Raw genomic sequence first — 14,951 nt, forward strand, 5'->3', positions numbered from 1 at the left:
GTGCGGGGAAAACGTTGCATTGATAGTAGTGATATCGCGGAAGTCGGAATGGAAGATTTGAACATCGAGCAGTCGACCCCTCACACCGATGATGTGACGTCTTTCGTTTTCGCGCTTCCGCGGGCCAACAATCGGATGACAATGAAGTGATGAAAGGCGGTCATCATGGCCCAGCAACAGGCGATAGTGACCATAACGGGTTTTGTGGGCAACAAACCGGAACAATACAACAAAAACGGCATGCCGCATGCGAGCAGGTTCCGTTTGGCCAGTACAAGAAGCTATCTTGACCAGCGTACGCAGACGTGGAAGGATTTGCCGACCACGTGGATAACGGTGAAATGCTACCGGAATCTGTCTGAAAACGTATGCCAATCGTTGAATAAAGGCGATGCGGCGATTGTTGCAGGCGTGCTCAGCACCGAAGTCTGGGCGAATGAGCATGGTGAAATGCGCTCGAGAACAGTATTGGAGGCCAACAGCGTCGGCCATGATTTGAATTATGGAACAACATATTTGCGCAGATGGTCGGAGAAGCAGCGGAAGAACGCTCAGAATCAAAGCCAGCAGGATCAGCCGGTTGAGCCTGATGCCATCAACGTGGCGAATGCGTCGACGAATTTCACGAACGGGCCCGTCCCGAACGTGAATGCGGTGCCTGTGGAAATCGACATTGCGGAGGAGGAGCCTGTTCCGGTCGATGGTGATGATGGCGATGCTGGTGTCTGCGATACCGGCGTCGGCAGCGATACCGGTGTTGTCGGTAATGATGCGTCCTCAAACGAAGCGGTGACGGATCATGCCGCCGCCGTCAACCAAGTCAACGCTGTCATGAATCCTCCCGATGAATACACCCGCGATGAAGGCCCCGAATTCTGAGTCGGCGTGCTCCTTACGAACGCAATGCATACGTGATAGCCATGAATCGGTATGGCAAGAACGTTTGATTTACTTAAAGAAGTAGATGAATGAATCGACTTATAAAGGAAGATGATGCGGAAGCCTAAGGTTGCGTTTATTTGCGTGCATAATTCGTGCCGCAGCCAGATTGCGGAGGCACTGGGCAAGCGTTTGGCCTCGGACGTGTTCGAAAGCTACTCAGCCGGCACGGAAACGAAGCCGCAGATCAATCAGGATGCCGTGCGATTGATGAAGCAGCTGTATGGCATTGACATGGAGCAAAGCCAGCACAGCAAGTTGCTGGTGGATATTCCGCCGGCAGATGTGGTCATTACGATGGGTTGCAATGTGCAATGCCCGATGCTTGACTGTAAATACAGGGAAGATTGGGGATTAGAAGACCCAACAGGAAAGTCGGATGAGGATTTCAAAGAGGTGATTGCGCGGATAGAAAGCAATATCATGCGATTGAAAGATCAGTTTTTCGGCGATTAAAAAAATCGTGCTTGTGCTACGCCGCAGGGCGGTGGTTCAACACAAGCACGATATGCGCTGTATGTATTTTATACGTTACGCGTATTGGAGGGCTGAATTACCAGATGCGCACACGCTGGTCGGAATCCAGCCACATGCCGTCGCCGGGCTGTACGTTGAAGGCCTTGTAGAACAGGTCCACGTTGCGGGCGATGCCATTGGTGCGGCATTCGGCAGGAGAATGCGGGTCGATCTGCAGATACTGTTCGGCCAGCTCATCACGGTTCTTCGTACGCCAAATGGACGCATAGTTCAGGAAGAAACGCTGCAGACCGGTGAAACCCTCCATTTCGGGCGCAGCATCAAGTGAAGCCTCAATCGCCTCATTGGAACCGTCGATATCGCGTCCAGCGGCCTTATCAAGCGCAAAAGCATACGCTTTCAATGCGATATTCACGCCGCCCAAATCACCGATGTTCTCGCCAATCGTCAGCGCGCCGTTCACGTGTGGCGCCTTGGACGGGCTATCAGCATACTTCTCTGCCAACTGTGTCGGTACGAACGCGTTATACTGCTCGATCAGCGCCTTCGTGCGGGCTTCGAAATTCTTCTTATCCTCTTCGGTCCACCAATCATGGAGTTTGCCGTCGCCGTCATACTGCGCGCCCTGATCGTCGAAACCGTGGCCGATCTCATGGCCGATTACAGCGCCGATGCCGCCATAATTCGCGGCATCATCAGCATCCGGGTTGAAGAACGGCGGTTGCAGAATGGCTGCCGGGAACACGATCACGTTCATGGTCGGCTCATAATAGGCGTTTACGGTCTGCGGATTCATCAGCCACTCGTCTTTATCAACCGGCTTGCCGGCCTTCGAAAGCTGATATCCGGTCTCATACAGGTTCGCGGCACGCATATTCGCTGCCAGGCCGGCACCCGCGTGCACGTCCAACGCAGTGTAGTCACGCCAATGATTCGTATAGCCGATCTTCGGCACAAACTTCGACAGCTTCTCCAATGCCTTCGCCTTGGTGTCTTCGCCAAGCCAGTCGGAATTGGAAATCGAAACACGATACGCCTCGATCAGGTTCGCGACAAGCTCTTCCATACGCTGCTTCGAGGATTGCGGGAAATGACGTTTCACGTATTCACGACCGACATCCTCGCCGCAAATGCCGTTCACCAGCGAAACGGCGCGCTTCCAACGATCGCGCTGCTTCTTCTGTCCCGACAGCACCTTGCCGTAGAAATCAAAATTCGTTTCATCGAATTCATGCGGCAACACCAGCGTGGAGCCGACAATCATGTGAACACGAGCCCACAGCTTCAAATCATCAAGATCGGCATGCTTCCAGAAAGCGTTCATGCCGGTCAGGAAGCTTGGCTCGTGTACGATCACGTGCGACAAGGCGGCCTTGAAATCAACCGGCTGGCTGGCGGCGGCTTCGGTCGCATCATACGCGGCCTGCCAGGCGTCGATCCAAGCGGCGATATCGAAATCGGCAAGCATGTCGGCAAGTTCGTCGAAAGCAGTTGGATTATAGGTTTTCTGCGAATCGCGAGTGGCAACGTTATCCCAATGCGTGGCGGCGATACGTGTCTCCACTTCCAGCAGACGCCGCGCATCCTCTGCCGCTCCCTCTTCGGAATCCGCGTAATGCGCGTTCTTCAGCTGGCGGGCGATCATGCCGACATAGGCTTCACGAATCGGCGCGTAATGATCTTCACGGTAATAGGCTTCGTCGGGAAGGCCCAAGCCAGCCTGTTCGATATGCGCGATATTGTTATTCGGATCGCCCGGATCGCCGTAAATCGAAATGTCCAGCAAATCCGGGCCGCCCGCAGGATTGAGCGCGCCCAGCACGCGAGTCAGCGCAGCCTTGCTGTCGGCTTCGTCAATGGCTTTCAACGCGTCGGCGATGGGATCGAGACCGGCCGCTTCGATTGCGTCGGTGTCAAGGAAGCTGCGATACAGCGCCTGCGACTTTTCGGCCGGGCAGTCGTCCTCCTCAAGGATGTCGCGAATCTGATTCTCGGCGTCTTCGGCCAATTTGTCGAAGGAACCGTAACGGGAACGGTCGTCGGGAAGGCGATACATGTCAATCCAAGGGCCGTTGACGTAGCGGAACAGGTCGTTGGAGGGGGAGACCACGGCGGAGAACGATGCCGGATCAATTCCCGAAGTCAAAGATGTGTTCATGGCTTCACACTATCCGCGTTCGATGACAAAATCCGGGAAGGGAAACAATCCCATACCACACATGTAGACAAGACATGTTCTTTGCCCACGATTGAGCCTACGGAAAAGAAAAATGCGCGCGCATACAATGAAACAAGATGATGCGATGGCTGTTTTGAAGACAAAACGGTGAATGCATGCGCATCGGGAAATCCGTCAAGGAGCTAATATGACATATTCGAATATCAATGGGAACGGCAGCGACGACCCGCGGTGGAATCCGAGGCCGGGAATGGACGGCAATGGATACGGCTATGTCTCAATGAATGACCCGTTTGCCTTGATGGAGGGGATGCTGCCCCGCCAGGCGAAAAACGCCATACGCACGGTCTACGGCGTCGTAGGCGTGGTGGCGATCCTAGTCGGTGCCGCGCTGTTGCTGTGGCCGGGATCCACCTTGTCGTTCGCTGCCGCGGCGCTCGGCGTGTATTTCACGATTTCCGGTGTCGTCCGCGTCGTCACGTCGATTGTCGGCCTCGGTCTGCCTAATGGTTGGCGTGTTCTTAACATACTCGTCGGAGTCCTGTTCGTTGCAGGCGGCGTGGTCGTCGTAAGAAACGCCGTGTTCTCCGGGCAGGCCATGGCGTTGCTGATCGCCGTCGTCGTGGGCATCGGATGGCTGTCCGAAGGAGTCATGGCACTGGTCGAATCGTGGCGCACATCCGGAGCGGGATGGGCGATTGTGTATGCGGTCATCTCCATCGTCGCAGGTCTGGTCGTGCTATGCTCGCCCATCAGTTCGACGATATGGATGGTGGTGTTCGGAGGCATCGCATTGCTGGTGTTGGGAGTGTTCGCCCTCATTCGTGCCTTCACTTTCGGCAGGAACACCCGATGATGGTGCATGCCCGCGCATCACAAGTGGGGTATGCCGGTGCGGGCGAAGTAGAGCTCACGAAGTAGGGTGGAGACATGATCGAATTGAAAACACCAAAGGAAATTGAAGCGATGAAGCCAGCCGGACGTTTCGTCGGCGGCATCCTCAGGGATCTCAAGGAATTCACCAAAGTCGGCACCAACCTGCTCGAGATCGACGAATTCGTCCATAAGCGCATCATCGACCGCAAAGGCGCTGAATCCTGCTACGTGGATTATGCCCCGGACTTCGGCACCGGTCCGTTCGCCCACTACATCTGCACTTCCGTCAACGATGCGGTGCTGCACGGCGTGCCGTATGACTACAACCTCAAAGACGGCGACCTGCTCAGCCTTGACCTCGCCATCAAGGTGGACGGCTGGGTTGCGGACTCCGCCATCAGCTTCATCGTCGGCGATAAGCAGGACCCGGAAGACCTGAGACTGATTAAGAGCACTGAAGAAGCGCTGGCGGCAGCCATCGAAATGGCCCAGCCGGGCAATCGTCTTGGTGACATCTCCTGCGCCATCGGCGACGTGGCCCGCTCCTACGGCTACCCGGTCAATCTGGAATTCGGCGGCCACGGCGTCGGCCATATCATGCACGGCGATCCGCATGTTCCCAACGATGGCACAGCTCATCACGGATATCGTCTGCGCCCGGGCCTGGTCATCGCCATCGAACCATGGTTCCTCAAGACCACCGACGAAATCTACCAGGATCCGAAGGATGGCTGGACGTTGCGCTCGCAGGACGGCTCCCGAGGGGCCCACAGCGAACACACCATCGCCATCACCGAAAACGGTCCGGTCATTCTGACCGTCCGTGGCTAGTTGCGTGCGGCGTCTGCGTCGATTCTGGCGGAATCGTCTCCTCGCTTTCGGCGGGGTTGCGATTCCGTCTTTTTGTTATGCGCGGATTTTTGGTTTCGTCCGGGAAACGGTTCGTTGGAATGACCTGACCGGATTCCAGCGAACAGTCTGATTCAGAGTCGTGTTGCATCTTTTGGGAAAGGCCCGGAGACGGGGCGTGTCCAGTCGGTGTTCACATTGCGGCGGCGTCGAACGTGCCGTCCCTCCGGGCTAGGACGGCAACGGCCTTCAATACCAGCATCGCGACGAGTAGTCATGCCATGCCGACCACGACTCCGACGGACAGACGACGTCATGCTGGTTCCGCGTCGCCGGTCGTGTACGCGCGAGCCGCGTCGGCCATCCATGACGTGGCAGGGTGTAGGCGAGCCATCGCAGCGGGGCCGGCAGCACCGACATCGGCGCGACCAGGCCACACGGCAGGGGATTGCGAACCTGTACAGGTTCACCAGGAACAGCACGTCCCCCGCCGCACCATGCGACGTCGATCATACGGACCCCGTTGTGCGCACCCAGTTCGACGCTGCGGACGCATCCGGGACACCGCACCCGGTCGTCGTCGCGCCGGTCCATCAGCGAGACCTGTTCCAGGGTGTCGGCGATCCGGCGTTCCTGCTCGCAGTGCGGGACCGCGGCGATCTGCACGAAGAAGCGCATGTTGTCGATTGCGCTTGCCCGCAGGCAGGACCCCGTTCTCCGCCGAGCACCAGCGAGAGGTGGCGTCTGGCCCGCGCGGGCCGGGCGACCGCGTCGACGCCGCATACCATGACCGTCCTGTCTTCGCGTGGATGCCATCTTGACCGTGGCGGTCTTCCCCGCGCCGTTCGGTCCCAGCAGGCATACGATCTTCCCTTCGCGGACCCGTAGCGAGAGCCCGTTCACCACGGTTCGTCTCCGTTCCCCGCGGCCGAACGAACGCGACGCCCTGTCTATCGACAGTATCGTCGATGTCTGATGCAGATTTACGTATCTCCTTGGAACATGCGTTTCCGACATGCCGTGGCGTCCCCGATGGGCGAGGCGCCGTGAAAGAGGACACCTGCAGACGTCCGGTTCCGTCGTTCCGAGACGCCATTTTGAGACGGTGGCGCATCCTTGCAATATACGTGCCCTATAGTGAGCGATACTTTTCAATCAGACGCACACACGTGCGCAGCGTACGTGCATCACAAGTAGCGAAAGGATTGCGATATGGCAACGGCCCATCTGAACGTGGATTCCAGCGAATACACACTGCCCGTGGTCAAAGCCACATCCGGCGCGGACGGCATCGTCGTCTCATCGTTGCGCAACGACGGCTGGGTCACGCTTGATCCCGGCTTCCTGACCACCGCGCAATGCGAATCGAAAATCACGTACATCGACGGCCAGCATTCCGTATTGCGCTACCGCGGATACCCGATCGAACAGCTTTGCGAACAGTCTGATTTTCTTGAAGTCGCATGGTTGCTGCGACACGGCGAACTGCCCAGCCCGCAGGAATTCGAGTCCTACTGCGAAGCGGTCAACCGGCGCACCATGGTCGGGGAGGACTTCCGCACGTTCATGGGATCCTTCCCCCGTACTGCCCATCCGATGAGCGTGCTCGCCTCCGCCGTCAACGCGCTGGCCACGTTCTACCCGAACACCACCGATCCGTCGGATCCCGAACAATTGGACGAGGCCGCCGTCATCATCATGGCAAAGGTGCGCACCATCGTCAGCTACATCTTCCGTCGCCGCCGTGATGAGCCGATGCTGTATCCGGATTATGCGCGTGGTTATGTGGACGATTTCCTGCGCATGTGCTTCGCCGTGCCGTATGAACCGTTCGAATCCGATCCACTGTATGTGCATGCGCTGGGACGCCTGCTCATCATTCATGCGGACCATGAGCAGAACTGCTCCACATCGGTCGTGCGTATCGCAGGCAGCGCGCATGCGAACCTGTACTCGTCCATAGCGGCCGGCATCAATGCCTTGTCCGGTCCGCTGCATGGCGGCGCGAACGAAGCGGTGCTGCGCCAGTTGGAAGCGATTCGTGATTCCGGCAAAACCGTGCGTGAATTCGTCGAAGACGCGAAAGCGCAGGGGCAGCGCATTTCCGGCCTCGGCCATCGCGTGTACAAGTCGTATGATCCGCGTGCGGCCATCGCACGCCAGTATCTGGAAAAGATCATGGACCGCGAGGATACGAAGCGCCTGCCTCCCGACGAGCGTGCTTTGTTCGACGTCGCCACTGAATTGGAGGACATCGCGCTCAACGACGAATATTTCGTTGCCCGCCATCTGTATCCGAACGTTGATTTCTATACGGGGCTGATCTATCGTGCCATCGGCTTCGACCCGGGTATGTTCACCACGCTATTCGCCCTCGGCCGCATTCCCGGATGGATTGCGCAATATCGCGAAATGCTGGACGATCCGAATACGAAAATCGGACGCCCTCGCCAGGTCTACACCGGCGAGCCGCAGCGCGACTATGTGCCGCTTGATGAACGGTGATGCGTGGCGGGTATGCCGATTGGAATTGAGTTTTGCTTGTTCTCCGTGGACGCCGTTACCGTCGCTCGGATTCGTGTTCGGCGGTCGCCTGCAGAATTCGCCGTCTACTTGTGATACGGCTCGTGGGTGTTGATTTTGTAGGCGCGGTAGATCTGCTCCAGTAGGATCACGCGCATCAGCTGATGTGGGAAGGTCATTTTCGAGAAGCTCAGCAGAAAATCGGCGCGGTGCAGAATCGCATCGTCAAGGCCGAGCGAGCCGCCGATGATAAGCTGAATATGGCTGGTGCCCTGAATACCCAGCGTATTGATTTTCGTGGCCAGCTCTTCGGAGGAAAGCATCCTGCCGTTGATGGCCAGTGCGATTACAAAGGCGTCGTCTTTGATGTGTTTGGCGATGCGTTCGCCTTCTTTCGCTTTGATTTGCCGTTCGACGGCGTCGGACGCGTTGTCTGGCGTTTTTTCATCAGCCACTTCGACGATGTCGAGTTTGCAATAGCGGCTTAGTCGCTTGGAATATTCGGCGATGGCGTCGCGCAAATACGATTCCTTGACTTTGCCCACGGTGATCAATGTGATTTTCATGGCGTCCTCGAATAAAGCGGTCATGTTACAAGCGGTTATTTTCCTGCCGTAATCATACGCATCGCCGGAAAACTACGCATACGGGCGTGAGCGTAGACGCAAGGAAACCCGCCGCCGGCGATGCAGTCGAAACATCATTGCGTTTGATGATATTCCGGCTGCAAACCGGCAGACGGGCGAACGGTAGAGCGACGTTGCGCTTGGCGGCGTCACACAATGCAGCGTTGCAGGATGCTGCGGGATTTAGTTGTGCTTATGCAGGCTGTCGTTCAGTTCGATGCCGACCTTGCGGTGGCGGGCTTCGATGACGCCGGTCTGCGAATTACGGATGAACAGGATGTTGCTCTTGCCGCTCAGTTCGGCGCCCTTGACGACTTCCAGCGGTTCGCCCGCTTCGACCTTGGCCTTGTCGTAGATGGCGATTTTCGTGCCGGCGGTTACATACAGGCCTGCTTCCACGGTGCAGTTGTCTCCCAATGAGATGCCGATGCCCGCATTGGCGCCCAGCAGGGAGTGTTCGCCGATGGTGACGCGATGCTTGCCGCCGCCGGACAGCGTGCCCATAATGGATGCTCCTCCGCCGATGTCGGAACCGTCGCCAACAACGACGCCCTGCGAAATGCGGCCTTCGACCATGGAGACGCCCAGGGTGCCGGCGTTGAAGTTGACGAAGCCGGCATGCATGACGGTGGTGCCTTCAGACAAGTACGCGCCCAGTCGCACGCGGGAGGCATCGGCCACACGCACACCGGCCGGCGTGACATAGTCGAGCATGCGCGGAATCTTGTCTAGTGAGATCACGTCCACGTTGGCCAGCGGCATGCCCATTGGCGCGACCTTGCGGGCGGCGGCCATCACATCGGCCTTGCGCAGTGCGAAATCGGCGACGGCGAACGGGCCGTAATTCGTCCACACGACGGTGGCTAGCTTTGCGAAGATGCCGTCGAGATTCAATGTGTTCGGCTTGGCCATGCGCATGCTCATCAAATGCAGGCGCAGATAGGCGTCGGCGGCGTCTTCAATAGGCTCGTCCAGTTTGGAAACGGTGAACACAGGTACGCGGCGCACGCCACGCGCGTCGGGCTCGCTATAGGCGAGGCCTTCGAAATTATGGTTCGGACGGTCGGCATCGGCCGGAGCTTCGCCAAGATTGAGCTGCGGATACCAGACATCCAAGGTCGTGCCGGCGGCGTCCACGCTCGCCAGACCCCAACCCCATGCTGTGCGCTGTTCGGTCATTGATGCTCCTTAACGGTTGTGCAATCAGTCTTTTGATCGGTCATTTCAATAGTGACGTTCCCACGATACCGCCCGCGCGTCCACTGAATCGTCACGACATGCACAATGGTGGACTGCACAATGAGACGCGGACGAGAACCGATAAGACGCGACGCATTGCATAGATATGCAGACTTCGCTATTAGTGGAGTGCGAAAACCTGTGCAGGGGACTCGATACAATGAGCTACCGGCGACGGGGTCGGCTTAGATGGTTGGCCGCAACCTCATTTGGATAGGTTGGATAACGCAGCATATTACGTAGGGTGATGATTCATGGCAGATTTTGATTTTTCGCAGGGCATTAGCGAGGCGCGGGCTAAATACGAGTCCATTGCAGCCGCGCTGGATATTGATCGAATGACCGCACAGGCCAAGGAGCTTGAAGAGCAGGCTGCAGAGCCCGGTTTGTGGGACGATCCGGAGAATGCGCAGAAGGTGACAAGCAAGTTGTCGGCCGTGCAGTCGCAGTTGAAGCGCCTCGCTTCGGCGACGCAGCGCATTGATGACGTTGAAACGCTGGTCGAGCTCGGCCAGGAAGAGAATGACGCTGACACGCTGGCTGAAGCGCAGTCTGAAATCGAGTCCATTCAGAAGGATCTTGCGGATATGGAGATCCAGACGCTGATGGACGGTGAGTATGATGAGCGTTCCGCTGTCGTGACGATCCGTTCCGGCGCCGGCGGCGTCGATGCCGCTGATTTTGCGCAGATGCTGCTGCGCATGTATGTGCGTTGGGCTGAGCGTAACGGCTACAAGGCCAAGGTCATGGACACATCCTATGCGGAAGAGGCCGGCATCAAGTCGGCGACCTTCCAGATCGACGCGCCGTACGCTTATGGTCGTCTGTCCGTTGAAGGCGGTACGCATCGTCTGGTGCGTATTTCCCCGTTCGACAACCAAGGCCGTCGTCAGACCAGCTTTGCCGCGGTCGAAGTAGTGCCGTTGGTTGAGGCCACCGATCATATCGACGTGCCGGAAAGTGAGATTCGCGTCGATACGTACTGCGCTTCCGGCCCGGGCGGCCAGGGCGTGAACACCACGTATTCCGCGGTTCGCATCACCCACTTGCCGACCGGCATTGTGGTGACGATGCAGGATGAGCGCTCGCAGATTCAGAATCGTGCCGCCGCCATGGCCGTGCTGCAGTCCCGACTGCTGGTGCTGCGCCATGAGGAAGAGGCAAAGAAGAAGAAGGAGCTTGCCGGCGACATCAAGGCCAGCTGGGGCGATCAGATGCGTTCCTACGTGCTGCACCCGTACCAGATGGTCAAGGATCTGCGTACCGGTTGCGAGACTTCGCAGACTCAGGCCGTATTCGATGGCGACATCAACGAGTTCATTGATGCGGGTATCCGCTGGCGTCACGAGCAGCGTCGTGCCGCCGCTGAAGAAGCGGAGAACTAGACTTAGATTCCGACGACCTTTCAGGCCGGCCCTGGCCGGCCTTTGGTGAAGGAGACGATATGTCGCTTATCTCACTGGACCATGTGAGCAAGATTTATCCGCGTGGAACCCGTCCTGCACTGGATGATATCGATTTGCATATCAACCGTGGTGATTTCGTGTTTTTGGTGGGCGCTTCCGGTTCTGGCAAGACCACGTTGTTGAGCTTGCTGCTTCGTGAAGAAGAGGCCACGGACGGTGAGATTCGCGTCGCTGGCAACGATTTGCGACGCCTGACCAATCGTCAGGTGCCGCATTACAGGCGTTCCATCGGCTTTATTTTCCAGGATTACAAGCTGCTGAACAATAAGACGGTGTGGCAGAACGTCGCCTTCGCGCTGGAAGTGATTGGCACCAGCCGTTCCACCATCAAGTCGATGGTGCCGAAGGTTCTGGAAACCGTTGGTCTCACCGGCAAGGAAAACAATTATCCGCATGAGCTTTCCGGTGGTGAAGCGCAGCGTGTGGCCATCGCCCGAGCCTATGTGAATCATCCGCAGATCCTGCTCGCCGATGAACCGACCGGTAATTTGGATCCGACCACATCGCTGGGCATCATGGAAGTGTTGGATGCCATCAACCGCACCGGCACCACCATTGTAATGGCCACCCATAACGAAGAAATCGTCAATTCCATGCGCAAGCGAGTCGTCGAATTGCATGCAGGGCGCATCGTCCGCGATGAAGCGCAGGGCTCGTATGATTCCGCCTTGTATTTCCCGGATGCCGAAGTCGAATCGAAATCGCAGCAGGCCATCGAATCCATTCCGGATATGCGTAGCGATGCTGATGATGTGCAGCATGGTTCGGCGATTATCGTCGAAGGCGATACGCGTCAACAGACGGCCGAACATATGGTCAACGCCATCGCCGACGCCATCACCAATGGTGAGGGCGACAGCGGTATCGCACGCCTCGCCAATTCCGTGCATTCCGGTCGCACAGGCCGTTATGGCGAGGCGTTCGCTCCGGTCGAACAGACCCTGACCTGGGGCAAGGGATTGAAGCTGGAGGAATACGCCGAGCAGCAGACGGCCGCTGCGGAAAAACACGATGGCGATCGTGCGCCAGATTCTGCGGCAAATGATATTGCTGACGATTCCTCCGGTGAGATCGAAGCAAAAACCGGTGTGCAGGCTGAAACGCAGCCCACTGAGCAGGCTGAGTCTCACGATGATTCACAGCAAGTCCAGCAGCCTCGTGTTGAAGCCGAGGCAGCACAATCGATTTCGGCAACCGTCGCTCAGTCGAACATTGCCCCCGAACTCGATGTACCGTTGCCACCTATGCCGCCCGTGCCTCCGATGCCGCCAGCCGCGAAACATGATGCGCATGATGAGCTTGATGGTGAAGTCCAGAAGGAGAATAACTGATGCGACTGCGTTTCATCCTTTCTGAAACCTGGACCAGCCTGCGCCGCAATGTTCCGATGCTGCTGTCGGTGATGCTGGTCACCTTTATCTCCTTCCTGTTCATCGGAGCCTCCGTGTTGACGCAGGCGCAGATCACGAAGGCGAAGGGCGACTGGTATGACAAGGTTGAGGTTGTGGTGTGGATGTGCCCGGATGGCACCAGCCAATCCGTGAATTGCGCGGCCGGCACTGCGGCGACGGAATCGCAGATCAATGATTTGCAAAAGGTCATTCGTAACGAGCTTAATGATGAAGTCGCCCAGATCACGTTTAAAAGCAAGGAAGAGTTCTACAACGACACCTTCCTCAAGCAGTATCCGGACGGCCAATATCAGGGTCGTACACTGACTGCGGATGACATGCAGGATTCGTTGTGGCTGAAATTGAAGGATCCGTCGAAATATCAGATTGTCGCCGAAGTGCTGAGTGGTCGTGAAGGTGTGGAAACGGTAAGCGACCAGCGTCAGATTTTCGAGCCGGTATTCGCCGTATTGAACCGTGCCACGGCCGCAACCGCTGCTCTGGCTGCGCTAATGGTTTTGGTGGCAATTATGCTGACCGGTACCACGATTCGTATGTCGGCCGCTTCTCGTCGCACGGAAACGGAGATTATGCGGCTTGTCGGTGCGTCGAATTGGACGATTCGGCTGCCGTTCATTCTGGAAGGCGTCGTCGCGTCGTTACTGGGGTCCGTGCTGGCATGCGCCGCGTTGTCGCTGTTGGTGAAAGTGTTCATCACTGATTGGCTGGCGACGTCGATCACGTGGATTCCCTACATCAACCAGACCACTGTGTTGATGACCGCGCCGGTATTGGTCGTCGGTGCCGTCTTGCTGTCGGCCGTCGCATCGATGGTGTCCCTGCATCGGTATTTGAAGGCGTGACGATTTCGTCCGCGGATTTTCAGAAAAGCCTGATACAGTTATGGGCCAAGCGGAAAGGATATGAATTCATGACGAAAGCCAGAACGATCAAGTCTATTGCCGCTGTGATGGCTTCGGGAGCACTGTGTGTGACGATGACGGTGTTGCCGTCGTCGCTGGTGGTCTCTTCGGCGCATGCCGATACGTATGGCGATTTGGTGAATGCACAGAACCAAAAAAAAGCCAGCCAGCAGCGAGAGGCGGAATTACGCGCCCAATTGCAGGGCGTCAGCGATGATCTTGCGGATAAGATCGTCGAGCTTGACGATTTGACGAACACCCAGATCCCTGCGGCGCAAAGTGCTGTGGAAGCCGCGAATGAGGCCGCAGCCGATGCCCAGGCCGAGGCTGATTCCGCTGCAAGCCGTCTGGAAGCGGCGCAGCAGGACAAGAAGAATCTTGAAGCGCAGATTGAACAGACGGGTAAGGATTATGATGATGCCCGTGCCGCAGTCGCGCAGATGGCGCGAGAGGACATGCAAGGGTCCGATGCCGCCGATTTGATGAGCATCGTCACCGGGGCGACGGACACCACCGATTACATCAATGCGATGCAGTCGCAAGACGCGCTGTCCCGTACCGAATCCAATGCCGCATCCGCCGCTGCGACCACCCTGAATACGTCGATGAACCGCAGTGAGCGTCTTGCTGCGATCGAAAAACAGATTACCGCGCTGAAGGCGGAAGCCGATGCGAAGGCCACTTCCGCACAGGCCGCGGCTGCGGAGGCGCAGTCCGAGCGTGACGCTCTTGACGCGTTGCGCGTGGAAGGCGAGCAGAGGCGTACCGAACTGGAGGATGTGCAGGATCAGCTTGATTCTGACGCGGCTAAACAGGCTGCACAAACCGTGCTGTTACAGTCCCAGGTGGATGACCTGAATCGTCAATGGGCACAGGAACAGGCCGACGCGGCCGGCAATGTGACTTCCGGAAATCAAGGGTCCACGAAGCCTTCGGGCGGATCGAGTTCTTCGGGTGGATCGAGTTCTTCGGGCGGATCGAGCAGCTCCGGCGGCTCCATCTCCGGCGGCTCCAGTTCCTCAAGCGGTTCCGGCAGCTCGAGCAGCAGTGGTCAGGGCACCAGCAATGGTGATGTTGGCAATATGTATGTCGCCGGCCAGTGTACGTGGTACGCCTATAACCGACGCAAGGAGATGGGCATCAGTACGCCATCCTATCTGGGCAACGGCGGCCAGTGGTATTTGACCGCGCCCAGCTACGGTCTGCGGGTCGACCACACGCCGCAGGTCGGAGCCGCGCTTTCGTTTCTGCCCGGGCAGGATGGGGCCGATGGCTTCTACGGTCATGTGGCCGTGGTCGAAGCGGTGTACAGTGACGGCACATTCCTGATTTCCGAAATGAACTGGGGTGGCCCGTACATCATGAACAGCCGTGTGCTGACCAACAACGGACAGTATTGGTTCGTGCACTAAGCGTCGTCCTTTACGGCATGCCGTGGCATACCGCGGTCATATCGGTCTGCG

13 protein-coding genes are annotated in these 14,951 nt (G+C 57.5%); 9 read left to right on the top strand and 4 right to left on the bottom strand.

Translation table 11 applies throughout. The features are described 5' to 3' along the window. Positions 1–165: 165 nt before the first annotated feature. Both AC1AWD_RS01615 and AC1AWD_RS01620 read left to right on the top strand, forming a co-directional pair. Positions 166–879 carry a single-stranded DNA-binding protein gene (locus AC1AWD_RS01615; protein WP_476563312.1) on the top strand — a complete coding sequence of 238 codons (714 nt, stop codon included), beginning with the start codon at positions 166–168 and terminating at the stop codon, positions 877–879. A gap of 114 nt (positions 880–993) precedes the next feature. Further along, positions 994–1,395 carry an arsenate reductase ArsC gene (locus AC1AWD_RS01620; protein ID WP_476563313.1) on the top strand — a complete coding sequence of 134 codons (402 nt, stop codon included), beginning with the start codon at positions 994–996 and terminating at the stop codon, positions 1,393–1,395. Between the two features lie 97 nt (positions 1,396–1,492). Here AC1AWD_RS01620 and AC1AWD_RS01625 read toward each other — a convergent pair whose 3' ends face one another. Further along, positions 1,493–3,574 (bottom strand): M13 family metallopeptidase, encoded by a 2,082-nt coding sequence (locus AC1AWD_RS01625; protein ID WP_476563314.1) that lies wholly within the window; start codon positions 3,572–3,574, stop codon positions 1,493–1,495. A 208-nt stretch (positions 3,575–3,782) separates the two neighbouring features. Between AC1AWD_RS01625 and AC1AWD_RS01630 the strand changes: the two genes are divergently transcribed. Together AC1AWD_RS01630 and map are read left to right on the top strand one after the other, a co-directional pair. Next, positions 3,783–4,451 carry an HdeD family acid-resistance protein gene (locus AC1AWD_RS01630; RefSeq protein WP_476563315.1) on the top strand — a complete coding sequence of 223 codons (669 nt, stop codon included), beginning with the start codon at positions 3,783–3,785 and terminating at the stop codon, positions 4,449–4,451. 74 nt (positions 4,452–4,525) lie between these two features. Further along, on the top strand, positions 4,526–5,302 hold the full coding sequence (gene map / locus AC1AWD_RS01635; RefSeq protein WP_476563316.1) for a type I methionyl aminopeptidase: 777 nt from the start codon (positions 4,526–4,528) through the stop codon (positions 5,300–5,302). 267 nt (positions 5,303–5,569) lie between these two features. On the opposite strand, the gene AC1AWD_RS01640 is transcribed toward map, so the two are convergent. Continuing rightward, positions 5,570–6,337, bottom strand: coding sequence for an ATP-binding cassette domain-containing protein (locus AC1AWD_RS01640; RefSeq protein ID WP_476563317.1), 768 nt, complete (start codon positions 6,335–6,337; stop codon positions 5,570–5,572). A 195-nt stretch (positions 6,338–6,532) separates the two neighbouring features. On the opposite strand from AC1AWD_RS01640, the gene AC1AWD_RS01645 reads away from it, so the two are divergent. Further along, positions 6,533–7,825 carry a citrate synthase gene (locus AC1AWD_RS01645; protein ID WP_476563318.1) on the top strand — a complete coding sequence of 431 codons (1,293 nt, stop codon included), beginning with the start codon at positions 6,533–6,535 and terminating at the stop codon, positions 7,823–7,825. A 104-nt stretch (positions 7,826–7,929) separates the two neighbouring features. Here AC1AWD_RS01645 and rlmH read toward each other — a convergent pair whose 3' ends face one another. Both rlmH and dapD read right to left on the bottom strand, forming a co-directional pair. After that, positions 7,930–8,409, bottom strand: a complete 480-nt coding sequence (rlmH, locus tag AC1AWD_RS01650; RefSeq protein ID WP_476564523.1) for a 23S rRNA (pseudouridine(1915)-N(3))-methyltransferase RlmH — start codon at positions 8,407–8,409, stop codon at positions 7,930–7,932. Between the two features lie 243 nt (positions 8,410–8,652). Beyond that, complete coding sequence (gene dapD, locus AC1AWD_RS01655) at positions 8,653–9,648, bottom strand: 2,3,4,5-tetrahydropyridine-2,6-dicarboxylate N-succinyltransferase (RefSeq protein ID WP_476563319.1); 996 nt, start codon at positions 9,646–9,648, stop codon at positions 8,653–8,655. Between the two features lie 314 nt (positions 9,649–9,962). Between dapD and prfB the strand changes: the two genes are divergently transcribed. The 4 genes from prfB (at position 9,963) to AC1AWD_RS01675 (ending at position 14,900) form a co-directional block, all read left to right on the top strand. After that, on the top strand, positions 9,963–11,093 hold the full coding sequence (prfB, locus tag AC1AWD_RS01660; RefSeq protein WP_476563320.1) for a peptide chain release factor 2: 1,131 nt from the start codon (positions 9,963–9,965) through the stop codon (positions 11,091–11,093). A gap of 59 nt (positions 11,094–11,152) precedes the next feature. Beyond that, the gene (gene ftsE, locus AC1AWD_RS01665) at positions 11,153–12,505 is read left to right on the top strand and encodes a cell division ATP-binding protein FtsE (RefSeq protein ID WP_476563321.1); all 1,353 of its coding nucleotides are present in this window, start codon (positions 11,153–11,155) and stop codon (positions 12,503–12,505) included. After that, positions 12,505–13,428: a permease-like cell division protein FtsX gene (gene ftsX / locus AC1AWD_RS01670; protein ID WP_476563322.1), complete on the top strand. Its 924-nt coding sequence runs from the start codon at positions 12,505–12,507 to the stop codon at positions 13,426–13,428. Before ftsE ends, ftsX begins: the two co-directional genes overlap by 1 nt. A 134-nt stretch (positions 13,429–13,562) precedes the next feature. After that, positions 13,563–14,900 (top strand): CHAP domain-containing protein, encoded by a 1,338-nt coding sequence (locus tag AC1AWD_RS01675; protein WP_476564524.1) that lies wholly within the window; start codon positions 13,563–13,565, stop codon positions 14,898–14,900. The last annotated feature ends 51 nt before the right edge of the window (positions 14,901–14,951 follow it).

Source organism: Bifidobacterium sp. LH_512 (genome assembly GCF_056356435.1).